This window comes from Terrabacter aerolatus, from assembly GCF_007991735.1.
GTDB lineage: Bacteria > Actinomycetota > Actinomycetes > Actinomycetales > Dermatophilaceae > Terrabacter > Terrabacter aerolatus.
Map to the genome: position 1 here is coordinate 28388 of NZ_BJYX01000025.1, position 19230 is coordinate 47617.

A 19230-nucleotide genomic window follows, 5' to 3' on the forward strand; every position below is an offset into this window, starting at 1 on the left:
CCTCCAAACCCTGAGAGACTGTTCCTCATGCCCATGAAGACCCGCGCGGACATCCGCAACGTCGCCATCGTCGCCCACGTCGACCACGGCAAGACCACCCTCGTCGACAAGATGCTCTGGCAGTCCGGCGCGTTCGGCGAGCACCAGCACGTCGACGAGCGCGCGATGGACTCCGGTGACCTCGAGCGCGAGAAGGGCATCACGATCCTCGCGAAGAACACCGCGGTGCACTACACGGGCAAGGCCGCCCAGGACCGGGGCCTGACCGACGGCGTCACCATCAACATCATCGACACCCCCGGCCACGCCGACTTCGGTGGTGAGGTCGAGCGCGGCCTGTCGATGGTCGACGGCGTCGTCCTGCTCGTCGACGCGTCCGAGGGCCCGCTGCCCCAGACCCGCTTCGTGCTGCGCAAGGCGCTCGCCGCGAAGATGCCGGTCATCCTCTGCATCAACAAGGTCGACCGTCCCGACTCGCGCATCGCCGAGGTCGTCGACGAGGCCTACGAGCTGTTCATGGACCTCGACGCCACCGAGGAGCAGATCGACTTCCCCATCGTCTACGCCTCGGCCAAGGCCGGCCGCGCCTCGACCGAGCGCCCCGACAACGGTGGCCTCCCGGACGGCGAGGACCTCGAGGCCCTCTTCGAGACCATCCTCGAGACCATCCCCGCGCCGACCTACGACGACGAGGCGCCCCTGCAGGCCCACGTCACCAACCTCGACGCCTCCAACTTCCTCGGCCGTCTCGCCCTGCTCCGTGTCTTCAACGGCACGATCAAGAAGGGCCAGCAGGTCATGTGGTGCCGTCACGACGGCACGCAGCAGCGGGTCAAGATCACCGAGCTGCTCATGACCGAGGCGCTCGAGCGCAAGCCCGCCGAGGAGGCCCGCCCCGGCGACATCATCGCCGTCGCCGGCATCCCCGACATCACCATCGGCGAGACCCTCGCCGACCCCGAGAACCCCATCCCGCTGCCGCTCATCACGGTCGACGAGCCGGCCATCTCGATGACGATCGGCACCAACACGAGCCCGATGGTCGGCCAGGTGCGCGGCTCGAAGGTCACGGCCCGCATGGTCAAGGACCGCCTCGACAAGGAGCTCATCGGCAACGTGTCGCTGCGCATCCTCAACACCGAGCGACCGGACGCCTGGGAGGTCCAGGGCCGTGGCGAGCTGGCGCTCGCGATCCTCGTCGAGCAGATGCGCCGCGAGGGCTACGAGCTGACGGTGGGCAAGCCCCAGGTCGTCACGCGCGAGGTCGACGGCAAGGTCCACGAGCCCGTCGAGCGCCTCACCATCGACACCCCCGAGGAGTTCCTCGGCGCGATCACGCAGATCATGGCCGCCCGCAAGGGCCGCATGGAGCAGATGACCAACCACGGCACCGGCTGGATCCGCATGGAGTTCCTCGTGCCCAGCCGTGGCCTCATCGGCTTCCGCACCGAGTTCCTCACCGAGACGCGCGGAACCGGCATCGCCCACCACGTCTTCGAGGACTACGAGCCGTGGTTCGGGGCCATCACGACCCGCACGAGCGGCTCGCTCGTCTCCGACCGCAAGGGGGTCGTCACCTCCTACGCCATGGTCAACCTCCAGGAGCGCGGCACGCTCTTCGTCGACCCGACGACCGAGGTCTACGAGGGCATGATCGTCGGCGAGAACTCGCGCGCCGACGACATGGACGTCAACATCACCAAGGAGAAGAAGCTCACCAACGTGCGCGCCTCCTCCTCGGACAACTTCGAGAAGATCGTGCCGCCGCGCAAGCTCAGCCTCGAGCAGAGCCTCGAGTTCTGCCGCGAGGACGAGTGCGTCGAGGTGACGCCCGAGTCCGTCCGCATCCGCAAGGTCGTCCTCGACGCCGGCGAGCGCGCGCGAACGGCGTCCCGCGCGCGTTCGGCGGCGAAGGCCGAAGGCTGACCGACCGGTGCCGGTCGGAGGTCGCGACGTGGTGCGTGGGCTGAGAAGGTCTGTCGCCGCCGGGGTCGGGGCTGCCCTGCTGGCAGCCGCCGCCGCGGCGTGCACGGGCTCGAGCGAGCCCGCGAGCACGCAGGCTGCGCTGGGATCTGCCCCGTCGGGTTCGACGGGGCAGCCCCAGCGGGGCGGCGCCCTGCAGGTGCTCGTCTCGGGGACGATCGCCACGTGGGACCCGCAGCTGATGTACGTCGGCCCGGATGCGTTCTTCGCCCAGCGCACCTTCGCCCGCGGCCTCACGGCATACGGCACGGGGGATCACCAGCGTGACATCCAGGCCGACCTCGCCACCGACACCGGCACCCCGAGCGACGGGGCCCGCACCTGGGCCTTCACGCTCCGCCCGGGCGTCACGTGGCAGGACGGCTCGCCGATCACGTGCGACGACGTGCGGCACGGCGTCGCGCGCACCTTCGACCGGCGCACCCACATCAACGGGACGAACTACGCGAGCTTCCTGCTCGACATGCCGACGCAGGTGACCCCCGAGGGCCTCGAGAAGCCCGTGTACGGCGGGCCCGGCGACACCGCCCACGAGGCCGACTTCGACCGGGCCGTGTCGTGCAAGGGATCGACGATCACGTTCCGGCTGCGTGACTCCGAGCCCGACTTCCCGCACATCGTGGCCCTGCCGGAGTTCGCGCCGCGCAAGGCCTCCGCGGACACCAAGGGCAGCACGGCGTCGTATGCCGTCATGTCGAGTGGCCCCTACCGGCTCCAGGGGCCGTGGGTGGAGGGGCAGGGCGGCACCTTCGTCCGCAACGAGCACTGGGACCCGCGCACCGACCCGATCCGCCGGGCCTACCCCGACGAGATCCGCGTCACCTCGGGCCTCGGGGAGCAGACCGTCATCCAGCGGCTGCTCAACCAGCAGGACGAGGACGCGTATGCCGTCTCGTGGGTCCAGGCCAGCCCCACCCTGCGCAACCAGGCCGGCACGGGCCTGCAGGCCCGGCTGACCTTCCCCTACACGGGCAACGTCGACTACCTCGCCCTCAACATGCGCAGCACGGTCATGTCCAACCCGGCCGTCCGCAAGGCCCTGGCCCTCTCGACGAACCGGGCGACCTACGTCACCGCGACCGGCGGCGAGGGCGCCGGCACGCCCACGTGGTCGATCCTCTCGCCGACCGTCGACCCCCAGTCGATCGACCCGCCCGCCGGGACGGGTGTCGAGGGCGACCCCGAGGGCGCGCGCCGGATCCTCCAGCAGGCCGGGGTGAAGCTGCCCGTGCCATTGCGCGTCGTCTACGCCCGGTCCGTGCTCGGCGACAAGGCCTACGCGGCGCTGGCCGCCGGCTGGGAGCGCGCCGGTTTCCAGGTGCAGCTCACGGGCGTGCCGGCCGAGAAGTACTACGAGACCATCGAGAAGCCGTCGTCGGTCTCCTCCTTCGACGTCTTCCGGGGAGTGTGGACACCCGACTGGCCCTCCGCCGGCGGCGTCATCCCCGCCCTGTTCGACTCGCGCATCAACATCGACTCGTCCGGTCCCGGCCAGGACGTCGGCTACTTCAACAGCCCCACCGTCAACGCCCTCATCGACAAGGCCGACGTGACGCCCGACCCGCGGACCCGCGAAAAGGTGTGGGATCAGGCCGACCAGCAGCTGCGCGACGAGGGCGGCTACATCGCGCTCTCCGCGACCAAGGCGCTCTACCTGCACGGGTCCGGGGTCCGCTTCTACGAGGACCACGCGGTCGGCGGGATCGTCGATCTCGCCACGGTGGCCGTCCGTTGACGCCGGTCACCTCCGGCGCCGACCGGCGTGCCGAGCCCCCGACCCGTCCGCCCCTGCCGGCCTCCTGACCTGACGATCCGAGAGGTTCCCGTGTCGCGACTGCTCTTCGTCCACGCCCACCCCGACGACGAGACGCTGACGTGCGGGGTCGCCATGGCCCACCACGTCGCGCGCGGCGACGAGGTGCACGTCCTCACCTGCACGCTGGGGGAGGAGGGCGAGGTGATCCCGCCCGGTCTCGCGCACCTCGAGGGCGACCCGGACGACCGGCTCGGGCCCTACCGCCACGGTGAGCTCCGGCGGGCGCTGGACCGTCTCGGCGTCGTCATGCACGTGCTCGGGGCCGACCCGGACCGGGGACGACTGTCGCGCTACCGCGACTCCGGGATGGTGGGCTCGCCGGCGGCCGCCCGGCCCGAGGCGTTCGCCGCGGCCGACCTCGACGAGGCGGGCGGGCTCGTCGCGGACCTCGTGCGCCGGCTTCGTGTCGACGTCGTCGTGACCTACGACGAGCACGGCGGCTACGGCCATCCCGACCACATCCAGACGCACCGCGTGACCCGGCGGGCCCTCGAGCTGCTCGCGCCCAGCGACCGGCCGGGACGCGCCTTCGAGATCCTCACCCCCGTCGCGTGGGCCCGCGACGACAGGCGCTGGCTGCAGGCCGCCGATCCCGCGCACCTCGACACCACCGCGTGGTGGCGGGAGCAGGACCTCGGCGTCGGTGCGCCCGAGCCGCCGCGGCTCGTCGTCCCGGCGACCGACGACCCGTTCCCGCCGTCCGTGGTCGACGACGCGCTCGTGACGCACGCCGTCGTCGACGAGGCGGCGAGGTCGGTCAAGAACGCCGCCCTGCGGGCCCACGCGACCCAGGTGATCGTGGCCGGCGAGGACGTGCACGCCCTCTCCAATCTCGTGGCCGCACGGACGACGGCGCGGGAGGGCTTCCGTCGGGTCGACCCGCTGGGCTGGGAGACGGTCGGTGGCGCCGTCGAGCCGGGCGAGGCCGGTCTGCTCGGCTGACTCGTCTGACTCGTCGTCGACCCTCCGGGTGCGTCTGCGTCTGCCTATGCCGTCTACGCCCGTGCCCGCGGGAGCGGGCGACCCGGAGCCGACCGGGTCAACGGGCGCTCCAGCCGCCGTCGACGACGAGCGACGTCCCCGTCATGGAGGCTGCGGTGCGGCTGCAGACGAAGGCCACCATCTCGGCGACCTCGGCGGGTTCGACGAGTCGCTTGAGGGCGGCGGACGCCAGCATCACCTCACCGAGCACCTGCTCCTCGGAGATGCCGTGGGCCGCGGCCTGGTCGGCGATCTGCTGGTCGACGAGCGGGGTGCGGACGTAGCCGGGGTCGACGCAGTTCGACGTGACGCCGTGGGCGGCCCCCTCCAGCGCCACCACCTTGGACAGTCCCTCGAGACCGTGCTTGGCCGCCACGTAGGCGCTCTTGTAGGCCGAGGCCCGGATGCCGTGCACCGACGAGACGTTGACGACGCGCCCCCAGCCCTGGGCGTACATGCCGGGGAGAGCGCCACGCACGAGGCGGAACGGTGCCTCGAGCATGATGCGCAGGATCCGAGAGAACTGCTCCGGCGGGAACTGCTCGATCGGGGCGACGTGCTGGATGCCGGCACAGTTGACGAGGACGTCGGCGGTCGGGTCGAGGGCACCGACGGCGTCGAAGTCGGAGAGGTCGAGCACCTCGGCGGTACCGCCCGTGAGGTCGGCGAGCTCCTCGACCGCAGCCCTCGTGACGTCGAGGGCTCGCACGTGGGCGCCGGCCCGGGCCAGGCGCAGGGCGGTGGCGCGGCCGATGCCGCTGCCGGCCCCGGTCACGAGCGCGGTGCGTCCGCCGAGGTCGAGGGCGATCTCCTCGACGCCGCTGGCGGGGGCGTGGTCGGCGGGTGTGAAGCTCATGGTGGGTGCTCCTTGCTGCGGCCGGTCAGGCCGCGAGGTAGTCGTGGACCAGCTCGGCGCGGGGGAGCGTCAGGTCGGTCAGGATGTGGCTGGCGCCGACGACCTCGAGCACGGGGAGGTCGGCGAGGGGCGCGAGGGCGTGCTCGAAGAGCTGCAGCCGGGCGGGGCCGGTCCAGGCGCCGCGCACGGTGAGGTCGGTGATCTGCGATCGCACGAGCTCGGCGATGCGGGGCCGACCGTCGTAGCCGGGGACGAGCTTGAGCATGTACGTCGGGATCCCGACCTCCGCCCGAGCCGTCTCGAGGTCCATGGGTGCGTGCTTGAAGCCCATCGTGGCCGTGGCCACGCGCAGGCTGCCGTAGTCGAGGGTGCCCACAAGGGTGTCGGCATCGACCGAGAGGCTCGGGCGACCGAGCTTCTTGGGGTACGCGCTGCCCTCGCGGCCCAGGGCGATGGCCGGCGCGTTGTCGAGGTACATCGAGTGGATGTACTCGGCCGTCTGCCCCTCGTGGCGGACCCGGAGCACCTGGCCCGACTCGGTGTAGCTCCCGAGACCCGAGCTGTCGGGCATCCGGATCACCTCGAACCGCACGAGGGGTTCGACGACCTCGAGCGGCTCGGGGACGACGGCTCGAACGGCGTCGAGGTCGGTGCGGTAGGTGATGGTGAGGTACTCCCGGTCGACGAACCGGTAGGGCCCGGCGGGGAAGGCCGCGCCTCCGAGGGGGGTGGTCGTCGCTGCGAGGACGTCCTGGCTTCGCACAGTGGTCTCTTCCAGGGGCGCGTCGTGGTGGTCGGTGGAGGGTCCGCGCCCGGGGGCCGTCCGACTCTTCATCCCTCAACGCTAGGAAGCCTGCTACGGGAAGAGAAATGCAGGTCAACGCTCATTCATACACTTGGTGCATGGATGTCCAGCTGCGCGACCTGAGACTGTTCACGGTGCTCGCCGACGACCCGCACTTCTCGCGCGCCGCGGCCACGGCCCGGGTCAGCCAGCCCACGCTCACCCGCTCCCTGGCGAGGCTCGAGGCAGCCCTGGGGGTGCAGCTCGTGGCGCGGACGACGCGCAGCGTGGTCCTGACGGCGTCGGGGGAGCGGTTGCGCGACGAGCTCGAGTCGGTGCTGCCGCGCCTCGACACGGCGCTGCGGGCGGTCAGCGACCACCCGACGCTCCGCCTCGGTTTCACCTGGCTGCTGCCGAGCGAGCTCGTCCGCGAGGTGACGCGCCGCTACGAGCTGACCACCGGCGGGACGATCGAGCTCGTGCGGCGTGACGACCGCTCGGGGGGAGTCCTCGGCGGCCACACCGACGCCGCGGTGGTCCACGACGGCGGCCGCCGCAGCGCCGGCCTGCGCGTCGTGCCGCTCGCCAGCGAGCCGCGGATCGTCGCCGTCGCCCGAGGTCACGCCCTGTCCCGCCGCCGGCGGGTCACGTGGGCCGAGCTGGCCGAGCACCCGCTCGTCGTCAACGCCGGGAGCGGCACCGTGGGGCCGGCGCTGTGGCCGGCCTCGGCTCGTCCGGCGGTCGCCGTCAGCACGCGCACCTACGACGAGTGGATCGAGATGGTCGCCGCTGACCGCGGTGTCGGCGTCCTGCCCCGGTCCGCGCGCAGCCGCCCCCACCCGGGGGTTCGCTACGTCGACGTCCCCGACGCGCCGCCGAGCACGATCGTCCTCGTTCGGCCGGCGCGGGCCGGCCACCCGCACGGGGACGTGCTCGAGGAGCTGGCGCTCCGGGTCTCGTCGCGTCAGGGGCTCGAGCGGAGGTAGCGGGTCGTCCTCGGCCGGGCCGCCGCCGCCGAGGTCTCGCTCGGGGATCGCTCGGGCCCGCGAGGGGTTGGCTGGAGGGATCGCTCGAGGATCCGGGGGCCGGGGGCCACCCGGCGCGCTGGCGCTCCCACCGGCGCTGCCTCGCGGGTCCGGCGCCCGAATGGGGTTATTTTCGTGCCGTTCGATGTCCCCTGACCGGAGAACCCATGGCCGACGACTGGTACGACGACACGCGGCGAGAGCGACGCTCCACCGCGATGCGCCTCTTCGTGGCCGCGCTCGTCCTCGGCGGCGGGTACGCGGGCCTGTGCGTGTGGTCCTCGGAGCACGTGCCGGCCTCGGTGTCCGTCGGCGGCATCCAGGTCGGCGGCATGACGCCGGAGTCTGCGCGGGCAGCCATCGCGGCGGGCTCGCGTCCGCTCCTGTCCACCCCCATCGGGCTGAGCGTGCCGGGGCGCGACGAGCCGGTCCAGGTCGTGCCGGGCGACGCCGGCCTCGCCGTCGACGCCGACCGTTCGCTCGAGGGGCTCACCGGCCTGACGCTCGACCCGCGCACCGTCTGGGACCGGCTCACGGGCTCGGTCCGCGCGCCGCTGCTGACGAGCGCGGACGACGACGCCCTGACCGCCTACGTCGACCGGCTCGCCCCGTCGGTCGCCGTCGCGCCCGTCGAGGGTCGGGTGACCTTCCCGGGCGGCTCGGTGGCCGTCGACATGCCGGTCCCGGGCCACACGCTGGACGTGCCGGCCACCAAGCTGGCGCTCCGCAGGGCCTTCCCCGACTCGACCCAGGCCACCGCTGTCGTCCGCGAGACCCCGCCCCTGGTGAGCGGCGACGCCGTCGAGGCGATGGCCTCCGACTTCGGGACCACGGCGATGTCCGAGCCCCTGACGCTCGTGTCCGGCTCGACCCGCGTGCGGCTCGACCCGTCGGAGTACGCCCCCACCGTGTCCGTCGTCGCCGACGCGTCCGGGCGACTGACCCCCCACTTCGACGAGACGGCGCTCGCGCGACTCGTCGCGAGCAAGGTCACGGTGACGACGCGCGCGGCGACGAGCGCCCGGTGGGAGTTCGAGGCGGGCCACGGCAAGCCCCGCCTCGTGCCGTCGGTCGACGGGCTCACCGTCGACGAGAACGCCCTGGCCGCGCGCGCGGTCGCCGCCATCTCCGGCACCGACCGGACCGTCGACGTCGGTCCCGCCCACGCCCAGCCGCCGTTCACCACCGAGGACGCCCAGAAGGCCGGGATCAACGAGCTCGTGGCCGACTTCAGCTCTCCGTTCCCGACGAACGACCCCACCCGGACCCACAACCTCGTCGTGGCGGCCCAGCACATCGACGGCACCTACGTGCCTCCCGGGGGAACCTTCAGCCTCAACGCCATCCTCGGCGAACGCACCGAGGACAAGGGGTATGCCGACGGGACCGTCATCATCGACGGTCGCCTGACGCGCGGCACCGGCGGGGGCATCAGCCAGGTGTCGACGGTCGTCTACAACCTGGCCTACTTCGCGGGCGTGGACTTCATCCAGTTCAGTCCGCACGCGTTCTTCATCCCGCGCTACCCGGAGGGCCGCGAGGCGACCGTCTACTGGCCGACGATCGACAACAAGTGGAAGAACGACACCCCCTACGGGATGCTCCTGCAGACCTGGGTGGAAGGTGGCAGCGTCCACGGGCGGGTGTGGAGCACGAAGACCTGGGACGTCACCTCGGTCAAGGGAGGGCGTCGCAACGTCGTGCCGCCCAAGACGATCCGTGACGACAGCCTGAAGTGCTACCCACAGCAGCCCAACCCCGGGTTCGACGTGACGGTCACCCGGCAGTGGTGACGGCCCGGATCGAGCGCGCTCGTGCGCACCGAGCCCGTGACGACGCACTACGTGCCCGAGGACCACATCATCTGCACCAACCCGCGCGCGACGCCGCCCTGACGCGGCGGCGGCCGAGATGCATCAGGCGTTCGGGCGGCTGAGGTAGGTGTACTCGTGGTGCACGGCGAAGCCGAGCGCCTCCCAGAAGGCCACGCCGTCGGTGTTGTCGGCCGACACCTGGAGGTAGATCGCCGGCATGTTGTTCTCGCGCGCCACCATGGCGACCGCCGAGACGAGCGTCGAGGCGAGGCCCTCGCGGCGGTGGTCGGGGTGCACCCACAGACCGAAGATGCCGGCCCAGCCGGGATGGATCGCCATCCGGGTGATGGCGATTATCCGGCCGCTGTCCGGTTCGCTCACCGACAGGAAGAGCTGGCCGTCGCTGCCCGTGAGGACGGCCTCCGTCGCTCCAGGGACGATCGACCGCTGCTGGCCGTAGGCCAGGAGCCAGTCCATCTTCAGCTCGGCGTCGGCCGTCACGGGCGCCGACGCCTCGGTGAGCGGAGGGACCGCCGCGGAGAGGCCGGTCATGATGAGCACCCGCTGCCAGTCGGCACGACCGCCGCCCAGGGTGTATCCGCGCTCGAGCAGGGCCGCGGCGACCGGGAGCTCCTCGACGACGAACCCGCGTTCACCGTGCACCTGGAAGATCGTCGGGCGACCGCGGTCGGAGTACCACTTCTCGACGAAGTCGACGGCCTTGTCGACCGGAAGGCTCGGGTCTCCCACGACGAGTGCGGAGTTGGCGCGACCGGTGAACCCCTCCGAGGCGCGGAGCACCCAGTCGCCGAGGCCACCGCGGTCCAGGGCCTCCCAGCCCTTGGCCATGAGCTTCTCGAGGTCGTCGGCCGAGATGCGCTCGTGAGCATGGCCGCGACGGCTCGCCGGGGGCGGGACGTCCTTGGCGGCGATGACGTCGGCGCGGATCAGCTTGACCCGCTCGGACCTCGTGTCGACGACGAGGAAGTCCTCGTCGCGAGCGACGAGCTCGCCGAGGAAGTCGGTCGCCCCCGCCCCCGCGCCCTCGGCGAGGCGGTAGCGCACGACGACGCGGCTGCCCACCGTCAGCGCCGCGCTGAGCCGGTGCCCGGCAGAGGCCCCGGTGGACGGCTGCGGGTCGGTCTCATCCGTGGGGCCGTCGGTGGGCTCGGCGTTCATGTCCGGCATACTAGGCGGTGCAGCATCCGCTCCCGAACGCTCCACAGCAGGAGGTCCGCACCCCCATGACCTACGTCATCGCCCAGCCTTGCGTCGACCTGAAGGACCGTGCCTGCATCGAGGAGTGTCCGGTCGACTGCATCTACGAGGGCAAGCGGTCGCTCTACATCCACCCCGACGAGTGCGTCGACTGCGGTGCGTGCGAGCCGGTCTGCCCCGTCGAGGCGATCTACTACGAGGACGACGTCCCCGAGCAGTGGGCCGACTACTACAACGCCAACGTCGAGTTCTTCAACGACCTGGGCAGCCCCGGCGGCGCCGCGAAGCTCGGCGTCATCGACAAGGACCACCCGCTCATCGAGGCGCTCCCGCCGCAGGAACACGACGAGTGACCGTGCCCGTCGTGCCCGGCGCGTCCGTGCGTGGGCTCGACCTCCCGGACTTCCCGTGGGACTCGCTCGCGCCGTACAAGGCGCGAGCGGTCGCACATCCGGAGGGCATCGTCGACCTGTCGGTCGGCACCCCCGTCGACCCGACGCCCGAGATCGTGCGGCAGGCGCTGGCCGACGCGGCCGACGCCCCCGGCTACCCGCTGACCGTCGGCACGGCCGACCTGCGGGCCGCGATCTGCGAGTGGTTCGAGCGCCGTCGTGGGGTCACCGGCCTGACCGCCGACGCGGTCCTGCCCACCATCGGCAGCAAGGAGCTCGTCGCGTGGCTGCCGACGCTGCTCGGTCTGCGCGGCGGTGACGTCGTCGGCATCCCGGCCGTCGCCTACCCGACCTACGACATCGGGGCGCGCATCGCCGGGGCCACGGCCGTGGTGGCGCAGTCCCTGACGAGCCTCGGGCCGCTCACGGCCGCGACGACGCCGAAACTGTTGTGGCTCAACAGTCCCGGCAACCCGAACGGCCAGGTGCTCGGGGTCGAGCACCTGCGCAAGGTGGTGTCGTGGGCCCGCGAGCACGGCGTCGTCGTCGCGAGTGACGAGTGCTACGCCGAGCTGGACTGGCGCGAGGGACACGTCGGCACCTCGACGCCGAGCATCCTGCACCCCGACGTGTGCGAGGGATCGCACGAGGGACTGCTCGCCGTCTACTCCCTCTCCAAGCAGTCCAACCTCGCGGGCTACCGCGCGGCCTTCGTCGCCGGCGACCCCGCCCTCATCGGGTCCATCCTCGAGGTGCGCAAGCACGCCGGCATGATCATGCCGACCCCCGTCCAGCACGCCATGGCGGTCGCCCTGCGCGACGACACCCACGTGCAGACGCAGCGGGCGGCATACGCCCGGCGGCGCGAGCTGCTGCTGGCCGCAGTCACCCGGGCAGGGCTGCGGGTCGAGCACTCCGACGCCGGCCTCTACCTCTGGGCCACCCGCGGGGAGGACTGTTGGACAACGGTTTCCGACCTCGCGGACCGCGGGATCCTCGTGGCGCCCGGTGCCTTCTACGGCGCGGCCGGAGCCCACCACGTCCGCATCGCGCTCACCGCCACCGACGAGCGCGTCGCCGCGGCCTGCGCGCGCCTCTGACCGCGCCCTGAGGGCCGCCCCGCCCAGGCCGCCGTCACCCGGCGTGCGCGGGCCCGGGCGGTGGTATGGGGGTGGACCTGTTTTCTCAGCGGACCCGACGCTGGGGTAACGTCGCTCGCGGATACGTCCGGCGACGTTGGGCCGGAGTTACAGGAGGCGGAGGAACAGTGACGAAGGCAGTGGACGCGACACTCAAGGTCGCAGACAAGGAACTCACGTTCCCGGGAGTCGGCGCCGTCGAGGGCAACGACGGACTCGGGGTCGGGTCCTTGCTCAAGGAGACCGGCCTCGTCACGTACGACGTCGGTTTCGTCAACACCGCGTCGTGCAAGAGCGCGATCACCTACATCGACGGTGACGAGGGCATCCTGCGCTACCGCGGCTACCCCATCGCCGAGCTGGCCGAGAAGTCCACGTTCGTCGAGGTCTCCTACCTGCTCATCTACGGCGAGCTCCCGACGCCCGAGGAGCTGACCCGCTTCGAGGACTCGATCCGCCGGCACACGATGCTGCACGAGGACCTCCGCGCCTTCTTCAACGGCTTCCCGCGCGACGCCCACCCGATGCCGGTCCTCAGCTCGGCCGTCTCGGCGCTCGGCACGTTCTACCAGGACAGCCTCGACCCCTTCGACCAGGAGCAGGTCGAGATCTCGACCGTCCGCCTCCTCGCCAAGCTGCCGACCATCGCGGCCATGGCGCACAAGAAGAGCGTCGGCCAGCCGTACATGTACCCCGACAACTCGCTGTCGTTCGTCGAGAACTTCCTGCGGATGACGTTCGGCTACCCCGTCGAGCCCTACGAGGTCGACCCGACCGTGGCCAAGGCCCTCGACCTGCTCTTCATCCTGCACGCCGACCACGAGCAGAACTGCTCGACCTCGACGGTGCGCCTCGTCGGCTCGGCCCACGCGAACCTCTTCAACTCGGTCTCGGCCGGCATCCACGCCCTGTCGGGCCCGCTGCACGGCGGCGCCAACCAGGCCGTCCTCGAGATGCTCGGCAAGCTCCACGAGTCGGGCGACGACCCGAAGAAGTTCATGGAGAAGGTCAAGAACAAGGAGGACGGTGTCCGCCTCATGGGCTTCGGGCACCGCGTCTACAAGAACTACGACCCGCGCGCCGCCATCATCAAGAAGGCCGCCGACGACATCCTCGAGAAGCTCGGCCAGAACGACCCGCTCCTCGAGATCGCCAAGGGCCTCGAGGAGATCGCCCTGGCCGACGACTACTTCGTCGAGCGCAAGCTCTACCCGAACGTCGACTTCTACACCGGCCTCATCTACAAGGCCATGGGCTTCGAGTCGAAGATGTTCACCGTGCTCTTCGCCATCGGCCGCCTCCCGGGCTGGATCGCCCAGTGGCGCGAGATGATGACCGACCCCGAGACGAAGATCGGCCGCCCGCGCCAGATCTACACGGGCGAGGCCCAGCGCAGCTACCCCGCCTGAGCCACGCGCTCACCGGACCGCACGACGGCCCGTCCCGCACCAGCGGGGCGGGCCGTTCGCGTCCCCCGACGGCCTGGACCTGCCGCCGACGGACAGTGCGTGGCCGAGCGGCCGCGTGGCCGCGGCCTCGAGTGGCCGTATGCGGTGGGGCTCAGCCGAGGTTGATCGTCACCGTCGTGCCGGCGGCGCCCGACGACCAGCCCACGTCGCCGTCGGAACGCTGCCAGGCGCGGTCGCCGATGGTGACCTTGGAGGCGCCGTAGAGGTCGGCGCGGGCGACGGCCCACTGGGCCACGGCCCAGGCGGTCGTCGTGTCCCGTGCCGTGACGGTCAGCAACCCGCTGCCCGGTCGGGCCGAGACGACTCCCATCTGCTCCGCGAGGTCGCTCGCGACGCGTTGGGGCGAGACGCTCGTCTTGACGGCGTCGAGGCGGCAGGTGAGGCCCGCGGGGGAGTGGCCGGTCAGCGTCGAGGCGAGGACCCGGCCCTGGCCCTCGTGGTCGCGGTAGGCCTCGGGGAAGCCGCTCTTCTGCACCTGCTGGGCGATCGTCGTGATGTCGGCGGTCTCGTAGCCCCGGTACTTCACGAGCGCGTCGTAGAAGGCGTTCGTCGCGTGCACCGGGTCGAGGATCTGCTCGGCCGTGCCCCATCCCTGGCTCGGCCGCTGCTGGAAGAGTCCGAGGGAGTCACGGTCGCCGTAGCGCAGGTTGCGGATCTTCGACTCCTGGAACGCCGTCGTCAGGGCGATGGTCGCCGCCCGCGGTGGCAGCCCGCGCTTGATCGACAGCGCCGAGATGAGAGCGGCGTTGGCCGTCTGGTCCGGGTCGAAGGTCTCGGTGGTCCCGGCGGCCTGGATGGTGCACTGCGGGTTGATGACGCTCTGGATGAGGAAGCGCGCCCCGAACCAGCCGGCGGTCCCGATGACGGCGACGACGAGCAGCGCGGTCAGCCACCGGCGTCGGCGGCGCGCTGGTGAGCGGGGCCGCGAGTCGGCAAGGGTCGGGCGCGGTCGTTTCGTCGGCATGGGGTCTGGTCCTCGGGTGGTCCGGCTCTGTTCTGAACCGGGCGGGCCGGTCTGGGTCAGTCGTTGGTGTGGAGGGCGGCGTTCAACGTGATGCCGGTGCCCTTGCGGTCACGGGCCTCCACGGCGCCGGTGACGCTGTTGCGGATGAACAGCACGTTGCTGGACCCCGAGAGCTCCTTGGCCTTGACGACGCTGCCGTCGGGCAGCGTCACCTTGGTGCCGGCCGTCACGTAGAGCCCGGCCTCGACGACGCAGTCGTCGCCGAGGGCGATGCCGATGCCACCGTTGGCACCGACGAGACAACGCTCGCCGATGCTGACGCGTTCCGTGCCGCCGCCCGAGAGGGTGCCCATGATCGAGGCGCCGGCGCCGATGTCGGACCCGTCGCCGACGACGACGCCCTGCACGATGCGGCCCTCGACCATGGAGGTGCCCAGCGTGCCGGCGTTGAAGTTGCAGAAGCCCTCGTGCATGACGGTCGTGCCCGCCGACAGGTGGGCCCCGAGCCGGACGCGGTCGGCGTCGGCGATGCGCACGCCCTGGGGCACGACGAAGTCGGTCATGCGAGGGAACTTGTCGACGCCGTACACGGCGACGTGCTGGCCGCGGGCGCGCAGGCGCATCCGGGTCTGCTCGAAGCCGTCGACGGCGCAGGCCCCGGCGCTCGTCCAGGCGATGTTGGGCAGGGCGCCGAAGACGCCGTCGAGGTTGATCGTGTTGGGCCGGACGAGGCAGTGCGACAGCAGGTGCAGGCGCAGGTATGCGTCAGGCGCGTCGGCCGGGGGAGTGTCGAGGTCGATCTCCACGAGACGGACCTCGGTGCGCACCCGGCGCGCCTCGTCGGTGCCCACCAGCGCGGCCAGCCCTTCGGGGGCCGCGGCGTCGGCCGATCGGTCACCGATCGCCGGCTGCGGGAACCAGGTGTCGAGCACCTGCCCGTCGTCCGTGATCGTCGTCAGTCCGTGACCCCATGCGTTGCGCTCCGACATGGCCGCAAGGATATGGGGCGTCGGGACCGTCGTGTGACGCCGACCCACGCCTCGGGCGGTGTGGCATCCGCGGAGGCGGCACCGGCGCCCGCTCGTCCGCGCCCCGTCTCCCCGGCGGCGGATAACCTCGGCGTATGCCGTCGACCTCCCCGTCCGCCGAACCGACCACCAGCGACTCCCTCGACCTGTCAGCCGACGTCACGTCGCTGACCGCTGCCGTCTGCGACATCGAGTCGGTGAGCCAGGGCGAGGCGGCCCTCGCCGGAGCCATCGAGGCCGCGCTGCGACCGCTCGCGCACCTCGAGGTCACCCGCCACGGCAACACCGTCGTCGCGCGCACCTCGCTCGGTCGCGCCGAGCGGGTCGTCCTGGCCGGACACATCGACACGGTCCCGCTGACGTCGGTGCCCAACCTGCCGACGCGGCACGTCGAGGGCGAGCTCTGGGGCCGGGGGACGGTCGACATGAAGGGCGGCGTCGGCGTCATGCTGCGCATCGCGGCACAGGTCGCCGAGCCGACCCGCGACCTGACCTTCCTCTTCTACGAGTGCGAGGAGATCGACGGGAAGTTCAACGGGCTCGCGATCCTCGCCCAGACCGCGCCGGAGCTGCTCGCCGGAGACTTCGCCGTGCTGCTCGAGCCGACCAACGGCGCCATCGAGGGTGGCTGCAAGGGCACCCTCCGCGTCGAGATCGTCACCAAGGGCATCGCCTCGCACTCGGCGCGGCCGTGGAAGGGGCACAACGCCATCCACGACGCTGCCGCGGTGCTCTCCCGCCTCACCGCCTACGAGGCCGAGACGATCACCGTCGACGGTCTCGACTACCACGAGGCGCTCCAGGCCGTCGGGATCAGCGGCGGCATCGCCGGCAACGTCGTGCCCGACCGCTGCACTGTCACGGTCAACTACCGCTACGCACCCGACAAGGACACGGAGGAGGCCCTGGCCCACGTCCGCCGGGTCTTCGAGGGCTTCGACGTGACCTTGACCGACGCCGCCGACGGTGCCCGCCCGGGCCTGCACCTGCCCGCGGCCCAGGCGTTCATCGAGGCCCTCGGCGTCGAGGTCAACCCCAAGGAGGGCTGGACCGACGTCGCGCGCTTCTCGGCGCTCGGCATCCCGGCCGTCAACTACGGCCCGGGCGACCCCAACCTCGCCCACATGGACGACGAGCGCTGCCCGGTGCACCAGTACGTCGACGCCGAGGCCGCCCTGCTGCGCTGGCTCGGCTGAGCTCGTTGCATAGGGTGGCGCTGTGACCGACCACCAACCCGAACCCATCGGCACGGGCAGCCCGCACGAGGACCGGCGACAGACCGGCCCCGTGATGCTGCGCCGCCACAAGGTGCCCGTGACGACGACCGACCAGCGACTGCTCGAGGCGCACCAGCCCAACGAGTGGCTGCACGCCGACCCGTGGCGGGTCATGCGCATCCAGTCCGAGTTCGTCGAGGGCTTCGGCACCCTGTCCGAGCTCGGACCGGCGGCCGCCGTGTTCGGCTCGGCGCGCACCCGACCCGACGACCCGGCATACGCCATCGGGGTCGAGGTGGGGCGACTGCTCGCCGAGGCGGGCTACGCCGTCATCACGGGAGGCGGCCCCGGCGCGATGGAGGCGGCCAACAAGGGCGCCTTCGAGGCGAAGGGGACCTCGGTCGGGCTCGGCATCGAGCTGCCCTTCGAGACGGGTCTCAACGAGTACGTCGACCTCGGCATCAACTTCCGCTACTTCTTCGCCCGCAAGGTCATGTTCCTCAAGTACTCCCGCGGCTTCATCGTGCTGCCGGGCGGCTTCGGCACCCTCGACGAGCTCTTCGAGGCGGTGACCCTGGCCCAGACGCAGAAGGTCACCGAGTTCCCGATCGTGCTCATGGGCGTCACGTACTGGCAGGGCCTCATCGACTGGCTGCGTGACACCGTGCTCGAGGGCGGCATGATCAGCCCCTCCGACCTCGACCGGCTCGTCCTCACCGACGACCCGCACGAAGCCGTCCGGGCCATCCGCAGCTACGAGGGGCCGCCGGCGTGAAGTGGTTCATCCTCGTCGTCGCGGTCATCGTCCTGTGCTTCGTCGTCGCCCTCGTCCTCGGTCTGGCTGGCGGTGGCCTCGGCCGCAACACGACGAGCCTGAGCCACGAGCCGTTGCCCGACGAGTCGATCCGTGACTCCGACTTCGACGACCTCGTCTTCGACGTCGGGGCGCGTGGCTACCGGATGAGCCAGGTCGACGGGGTCGTCGACCGGCTCCGGCGCGAGCTGCGCGAGAAGGACGAGGAGATCGCGGTCCTGCGCGGTGACGCTCCCGCCCAGGCTGCCGCCGAGGGTCCAGCCGAGAGCCCAGCCGGGGCTCCCGCCGAAGGTCCTGCCGAGGGTCCGGCCGAGGCTTCGGGGACCCCCGACCCGGCCGGCGCCCCGGAGACCGCTGAGGTGCACGAGCCGTCCGAGCCGTCCGAACCGACGGTCGGCCGCGAACCCACCCCATGACCGACGGGCTCGTCCTGCGGCCTCGCCGCGTCTTCATCCCCTGGGTGCTCGCGCTCTACGCGCTGGCCCGGGTCGTCACGACGACGATCCTGCTCGTCGTCATGCACCACCAGGTGCCGACGGGGATGACCGGCGGCGACGACGTGCCGGTGACGTACTTCCCCTTCACGGCACTGTGGGACGGGCAGTGGTACCAGACGATCGCGCTGCACGGCTACCCGTCCCAGCTGCCCCTGAGCGAGGCCGGCAACGTCCAGCAGAACGCGTGGGCGTTCTACCCGCTATTCCCGTTCCTGGCCCGCGCCGGCATGGCCGTCACCGGTCTCGGCTTCCCGGCCGTCGGGTCGACGGTCGCCCTGCTCTGCGGCGCCGGGGCGGCGGTCCTCATGGGGCTGCTGCTGCGCGACCGGATCGGCGAACCCGCGACCTACCTCGTCGTGGCGCTGTGGGCGAGCTTCCCCGCCTCGGTGGCGCTCCAGCTCGCCTACACCGAGTCGCTGGCGATGCTGCTCCTCGTCGGCTACCTCTACGCGCTGGCCAAGGAGCGGTGGCTCGTCGCGACCGCGGTGGCCCTGCTCGTCGGTCTCTCCCGACCGATCGCCGTTCCGCTCGGGCTCGTCACCCTCGTCGTGGTCGTGCTGCGATGGCGCGCGCGCCGCGACCGGCCGATCACGAGGGGCACGTATGCCGCCATGGCCGCCGCGCTCGTCGGCTGCGGCGTCGCCGGGCTGCTCTGGCCCGCCATCGCGTGGTGGCGCACCGGCGTCCGCTCGGCCTACACCGACACCATGGCGACCTGGCGCGGCTCGGGGACCGTCGAGCCGTTCACGCCCTGGCTCGGCATGTCCAGGTATGCGTTCGGCGAGACGTGGGGGCCGGTGCTGCTCGTCGTCGTACCGCTCGTCGTCGTCGCGATGGTCGCCGGGCCCTGGGCGCGCAACCTCGGCGCCGACCTGCGCACGTGGACGCTCGCCTACCCGGCCTACCTCGCGGCGGTCCTCGACCCGTTCACGAGCATCTTCCGCTACCTCATCCCGCTGTTCCCGATGCTCGTCGTGATCCTGGGAGCCGGCTGGGCCGACCGCCGCGGCAACACGTGGAAGCGCATGCTGTGGCGGTTCGTGCCCCTGATCGTGCTCTGCGTCGTCGGGCAGTACTACTGGACCGACATCCTCTGGCGCTTCGTCCCCCCGAGCGACTACCCCCCATGACCCGAACCCCACCCCGCCTGACCTGACCTGACCTGACCTGACCTGACCTGACCTGACCTGACCTGACCTGACCTGACCTGACCTGACCTGACCTGACCTGACC

Annotated in this window: 17 protein-coding genes; 12 read left to right on the top strand and 5 right to left on the bottom strand. The window is 71.6% G+C overall.

Going from position 1 to position 19230, the window contains the following annotated elements; genetic code table 11:
- Positions 1–27 precede the first annotated feature (27 nt).
- From typA to mshB, 3 genes are all read left to right on the top strand, one after another.
- Positions 28–1926, top strand: coding sequence for a translational GTPase TypA (gene typA, locus TAE01_RS17545; protein ID WP_147068105.1), 1899 nt, complete (start codon positions 28–30; stop codon positions 1924–1926).
- 28 nt (positions 1927–1954) lie between these two features.
- The gene (locus TAE01_RS17550; protein ID WP_246111431.1) at positions 1955–3718 is read left to right on the top strand and encodes an ABC transporter substrate-binding protein; all 1764 of its coding nucleotides are present in this window, start codon (positions 1955–1957) and stop codon (positions 3716–3718) included.
- A gap of 90 nt (positions 3719–3808) precedes the next feature.
- Positions 3809–4741, top strand: coding sequence for an N-acetyl-1-D-myo-inositol-2-amino-2-deoxy-alpha-D-glucopyranoside deacetylase (gene mshB, locus TAE01_RS17555; protein WP_147068107.1), 933 nt, complete (start codon positions 3809–3811; stop codon positions 4739–4741).
- Between the two features lie 97 nt (positions 4742–4838).
- Here the strand turns inward: mshB and TAE01_RS17560 are convergent, their stop codons facing one another.
- Entirely contained in the window at positions 4839–5636 is a 798-nt protein-coding gene (locus TAE01_RS17560; RefSeq protein WP_147068108.1) for a 3-hydroxybutyrate dehydrogenase, read from the bottom strand.
- Positions 5637–5661: 25 nt separating this feature from the next.
- Positions 5662–6399, bottom strand: coding sequence for an acetoacetate decarboxylase (locus tag TAE01_RS17565; protein WP_246111432.1), 738 nt, complete (start codon positions 6397–6399; stop codon positions 5662–5664).
- A gap of 140 nt (positions 6400–6539) precedes the next feature.
- On the opposite strand from TAE01_RS17565, the gene TAE01_RS17570 reads away from it, so the two are divergent.
- The gene (locus TAE01_RS17570) at positions 6540–7406 is read left to right on the top strand and encodes a LysR family transcriptional regulator (RefSeq protein ID WP_186815267.1); all 867 of its coding nucleotides are present in this window, start codon (positions 6540–6542) and stop codon (positions 7404–7406) included.
- Positions 7407–7612: 206 nt separating this feature from the next.
- On the top strand, positions 7613–9238 hold the full coding sequence (locus TAE01_RS17575) for a VanW family protein (protein ID WP_246111433.1): 1626 nt from the start codon (positions 7613–7615) through the stop codon (positions 9236–9238).
- A 123-nt stretch (positions 9239–9361) separates the two neighbouring features.
- Here the strand turns inward: TAE01_RS17575 and TAE01_RS17580 are convergent, their stop codons facing one another.
- A complete protein-coding gene (locus tag TAE01_RS17580; protein ID WP_246111434.1) occupies positions 9362–10438 on the bottom strand; it encodes a GNAT family N-acetyltransferase in 1077 nt (358 codons plus the stop codon).
- A 65-nt stretch (positions 10439–10503) separates the two neighbouring features.
- Here TAE01_RS17580 and fdxA point away from each other — a divergent pair, with 65 nt between their 5' ends.
- From fdxA to TAE01_RS17595, 3 genes are all read left to right on the top strand, one after another.
- Positions 10504–10830, top strand: coding sequence for a ferredoxin (fdxA, locus tag TAE01_RS17585; RefSeq protein ID WP_020143133.1), 327 nt, complete (start codon positions 10504–10506; stop codon positions 10828–10830).
- A 2-nt stretch (positions 10831–10832) separates the two neighbouring features.
- Entirely contained in the window at positions 10833–11969 is a 1137-nt protein-coding gene (dapC, locus tag TAE01_RS17590) for a succinyldiaminopimelate transaminase (RefSeq protein WP_281289311.1), read from the top strand.
- A 167-nt stretch (positions 11970–12136) separates the two neighbouring features.
- Entirely contained in the window at positions 12137–13417 is a 1281-nt protein-coding gene (locus TAE01_RS17595; RefSeq protein ID WP_222594176.1) for a citrate synthase, read from the top strand.
- A 151-nt stretch (positions 13418–13568) separates the two neighbouring features.
- Here the strand turns inward: TAE01_RS17595 and TAE01_RS17600 are convergent, their stop codons facing one another.
- Together TAE01_RS17600 and dapD are read right to left on the bottom strand one after the other, a co-directional pair.
- The gene (locus tag TAE01_RS17600) at positions 13569–14441 is read right to left on the bottom strand and encodes a hypothetical protein (protein WP_246111435.1); all 873 of its coding nucleotides are present in this window, start codon (positions 14439–14441) and stop codon (positions 13569–13571) included.
- Between the two features lie 56 nt (positions 14442–14497).
- Positions 14498–15430, bottom strand: a complete 933-nt coding sequence (dapD, locus tag TAE01_RS17605; protein ID WP_147068113.1) for a 2,3,4,5-tetrahydropyridine-2,6-dicarboxylate N-succinyltransferase — start codon at positions 15428–15430, stop codon at positions 14498–14500.
- A 134-nt stretch (positions 15431–15564) separates the two neighbouring features.
- Here dapD and dapE point away from each other — a divergent pair, with 134 nt between their 5' ends.
- From dapE to TAE01_RS17620, 4 genes are read left to right on the top strand one after another with little or no spacing between them, the layout of a single operon-like run.
- Entirely contained in the window at positions 15565–16665 is a 1101-nt protein-coding gene (dapE, locus tag TAE01_RS17610; protein ID WP_147068114.1) for a succinyl-diaminopimelate desuccinylase, read from the top strand.
- Between the two features lie 22 nt (positions 16666–16687).
- A complete protein-coding gene (locus TAE01_RS17615; RefSeq protein ID WP_147068115.1) occupies positions 16688–17461 on the top strand; it encodes an LOG family protein in 774 nt (257 codons plus the stop codon).
- Complete coding sequence (locus TAE01_RS20605) at positions 17458–17916, top strand: cell division protein DivIVA (RefSeq protein ID WP_186815268.1); 459 nt, start codon at positions 17458–17460, stop codon at positions 17914–17916. The genes TAE01_RS17615 and TAE01_RS20605 overlap by 4 nt, the downstream gene beginning before the upstream one ends.
- Positions 17913–19127, top strand: a complete 1215-nt coding sequence (locus TAE01_RS17620) for a putative hexosyltransferase (RefSeq protein ID WP_147068116.1) — start codon at positions 17913–17915, stop codon at positions 19125–19127. Before TAE01_RS20605 ends, TAE01_RS17620 begins: the two co-directional genes overlap by 4 nt.
- The last annotated feature ends 103 nt before the right edge of the window (positions 19128–19230 follow it).